Genomic DNA, 1,335 nt, shown 5'->3' with positions numbered 1-1,335 from the left:
CAGGGCGATTGCAAAGTTCGTTGATCGTGTGTTGGTGCAGGTCAGTTGAGTCCGAGGACGGTCAGTGGCCGCTCGTAGGGGCGGAGGGCTGTCGTGCGGAGTCCGGCGGCGATGTTGGTGTGGCCGGCGGTGCGGAGCTGGTTGATGGCGAAGCTGCGCAGGGTGGCCATGTTCTCCGGGCCGTGCCCGGTGCGGATCTTGCAGGCGTCCTCACGGAAGGCGGTATCCCGGACAAAGTGGAGCCTGTTTTCGATCACCCAGTGTGCCCTCAAGATCTTCGCGATGCGTTCCGGGGATGCCTGACGGCTGGGCAGGTCGGTGATGACGTAGACGGTCTCGCGGCTCTGCTTGCCGGACTTGGTGTCGGTGCGGTGGCGTACGACCTTGGCGACCTGGACGGCGTGCGGGAAGTCGACACCGAGGTCGGTGACGGTCAGGGCTTGCACGACCCGGGTCTCTTTGCGGCCGTGGCCGGTGGTGCGGTCGTAGAACTTCGCCGTCGCCTTCTCCCAGGGCAGGGTTCGCAGCTGGATGTAGAGGTTCTTCTGGTTGCGTTTCACGGTGAAGGCGTAGTGGGCCTTCTTCGTTTCGACGAGGAAGCGGGCGTGGTCGCGCTGCGTGTGCAGTGCATCGCCGGTCACGGTGACTCCTCGCAGGTCATAGGGGTCCAGGAGGGCGGCGAAGCAGGTGATCTCGTTCGTCTTTTCCGGGACCCTGAGCTGGGTGACGGTCATGCCGGTGCCGGTCATCGCGGCCAGCAGGTGGGCAGCCGGGGTGGTGCCCAGGCGCGAGCCGCGGGCGCTCTTGCCGTCGATCGCGAGGGTGTCGGTGCCGGCCGGGTCGTGGCCGAGGAGGTCGGCCAGGCCGCCGGGGCAGGTGTCCTTGATGACCCGGCGGATCGTCGCGCCGCTGGGCGGAACCCGCACGGCCAGGGCAGTCGTGGTGCGGGCACCGAGCCGGGCCAGAACGTCCTGCGGTGCGTCGGTGGCCCACTCATCGATCGCCACGAAGCTCCTCGCCCCGGTCACCACAGCGGAGCAGGCGATCAGCAGCACTGCCACGAAGGGGTGACGCTTTCCGCGCCGGCACCGCGGATCGGCCAGCGTGGCCAGCCGCTCGGCCAGCGGGCCCGTCGCACAGTGCTGACGGGTGGGCGACTTGACCAGACAGACGGTGGCAGACTGACGGCACATCGAAGCTCCGTTGTGGGCGGGCGACTTGGCAAGGTCACCTCCTCAACGGAGCTTCGTTGCGTCCGGTCGCGGGCCTTCCGATATCGTCACACCGCCGTGACCTGCACACTCACGACGTCACCGCGACTTTGCAATCGCCCTG

1 protein-coding gene is annotated in these 1,335 nt (G+C 67.7%); it reads right to left on the bottom strand.

All coding sequences use genetic code 11. The features are described 5' to 3' along the window. Positions 1–41 precede the first annotated feature (41 nt). Positions 42–1,193 carry an ISAs1 family transposase gene (locus tag ABD198_RS30450; protein WP_344007956.1) on the bottom strand — a complete coding sequence of 384 codons (1,152 nt, stop codon included), beginning with the start codon at positions 1,191–1,193 and terminating at the stop codon, positions 42–44. Positions 1,194–1,335 lie beyond the last annotated feature (142 nt).

Origin of the sequence: Streptomyces thermocarboxydovorans, from assembly GCF_039524635.1 — a bacterium.
Classification (GTDB): domain Bacteria; phylum Actinomycetota; class Actinomycetes; order Streptomycetales; family Streptomycetaceae; genus Streptomyces; species Streptomyces thermocarboxydovorans.
This window is presented reverse-complemented; position numbering and strand designations above follow the sequence as displayed.